This window comes from Pseudomonas sp. EA_65y_Pfl1_P113 (genome assembly GCF_963970525.1).
Taxonomy (GTDB): domain Bacteria; phylum Pseudomonadota; class Gammaproteobacteria; order Pseudomonadales; family Pseudomonadaceae; genus Aquipseudomonas; species Aquipseudomonas tritici.
Genome location: NZ_CAXAQM010000094.1, coordinates 1 through 1,335 on the forward strand (window position 1 = coordinate 1; position 1,335 = coordinate 1,335).

Sequence of the window (1,335 nt, forward strand, 5' to 3'; positions counted from 1 at the left end):
CACGAGGGCGTGCGCTCGCCCGACCTGCTGCGGCCCGAGCATATCGACCGGCTGCTCGCCGCCGTCCGCGACTTCGCCTCGCATCCCGACCTGCCGGTCTTCTTCGGTGCGCGCGAGCGCTACGGTCCGCAGTTCGCCAAAAGCTGGATCACGCATGCCAGCCAGCTCGGCACCATCCTCTACCATCGTGGCCAATCGAGCCGGCAGCCGCGCAAGTTCATGCCAGCCTACGCCTCGCACCCGCTGCTGCCGTCTGCGATGTGGGCACTCGTCCAGCGCTGGCTCGCAGCGCGCGCGTCGCAGCTGCGCCCCAGCACGGTTTACCACCACGAGATCGCGCTCAGGCGCTTCCTCGAGCACCTGGGTCGCGTCGCGCCCCAGGTCTGCCGCTTCGAGGATGTGACGCGCGAGCACGTCGAGAGCTTCTTTCGCGCGATGATCGACGAGCCGAGCGCAGGCAGCGGCGTGCCCTTGTCTCTCATCACACGGCGCAACCGCACGAACTCGCTTGCGCTGTTTTTCCGCGATACCGTCGCTTGGGACTGGGAAAGCGCGCCGCAGCGCCAACTCGTCGATTGCCGCGACAAGCCGCCGCACCTCGAGCGCGTGCCCCGCTATATCCCCGAGGAAGAGCTAGCCCGCGTGATGAGCGGCATTCGTGCGCTGGTTTGCCCACTCCAGCGTGCGGCGCTGCTGACGCTGCGCTGGTCGGGCGCTCGACGCGGCGAGGTGCGTCGCCTCGCACTCGATTGCCTCGACCGCTACCCCGACGGCACCGCGCGGCTGCGCATTCCTGTCGGCAAGACCGGCCGCGAGCGGATGGTGCCGCTCCATGAAGAGGCGGCCGACGCGCTCCAGGCCGTGGTGGAAGCACGCCGGAGAGGGCGCGACCGCGCAATGGTCGACGAGCGGACCGGTGACCGACTACGCTTTCTCTTCGTAGATCACGGCAAGTTGTTATCCGAATACTACCTCTTTGAAACGCCGCTGGGCGAGGCGTGCCGGGCGGTTGGCTTGGTCGATGCACGAGGCCGCCATACCGTCACTGCACACCGCTTCCGCCACACCCTCGGAACGCAGCTCGCCGAGCGCGGCGCGAGGCTTGATACGATCATGAGCGTGCTCGGCCACGAGAGCCCGGCGATGTCGATGGTCTACGCAAGGATCTCCGATCCCGAGGTGCTGCGCGACTACCGTGCGGTGCTCGGGCCGGGTGCGGTGACTTTGGCGGCAATGGCGCGGGCGGTGTCGAGCAGGTCCGGCTCGTACAGGGACTTGCCCACCGGGTGACCGGCAGCGGCCAGGAAGGTGTTGGCAATACCGCCGCCGACGATC

The 1,335-nt window shown here is 68.2% G+C and carries 2 pseudogenes; one reads left to right on the top strand and one right to left on the bottom strand.

From position 1 onward, the window contains the following. Positions 1–645: 645 nt before the first annotated feature. Positions 646–1,158, top strand: a pseudogene (locus AACY52_RS28405) (tyrosine-type recombinase/integrase); the annotation flags it as partial. Between the two features lie 47 nt (positions 1,159–1,205). Here the strand turns inward: AACY52_RS28405 and pgk are convergent. Continuing rightward, positions 1,206–1,335: pseudogene (gene pgk / locus AACY52_RS28410) on the bottom strand (phosphoglycerate kinase); the annotation flags it as partial.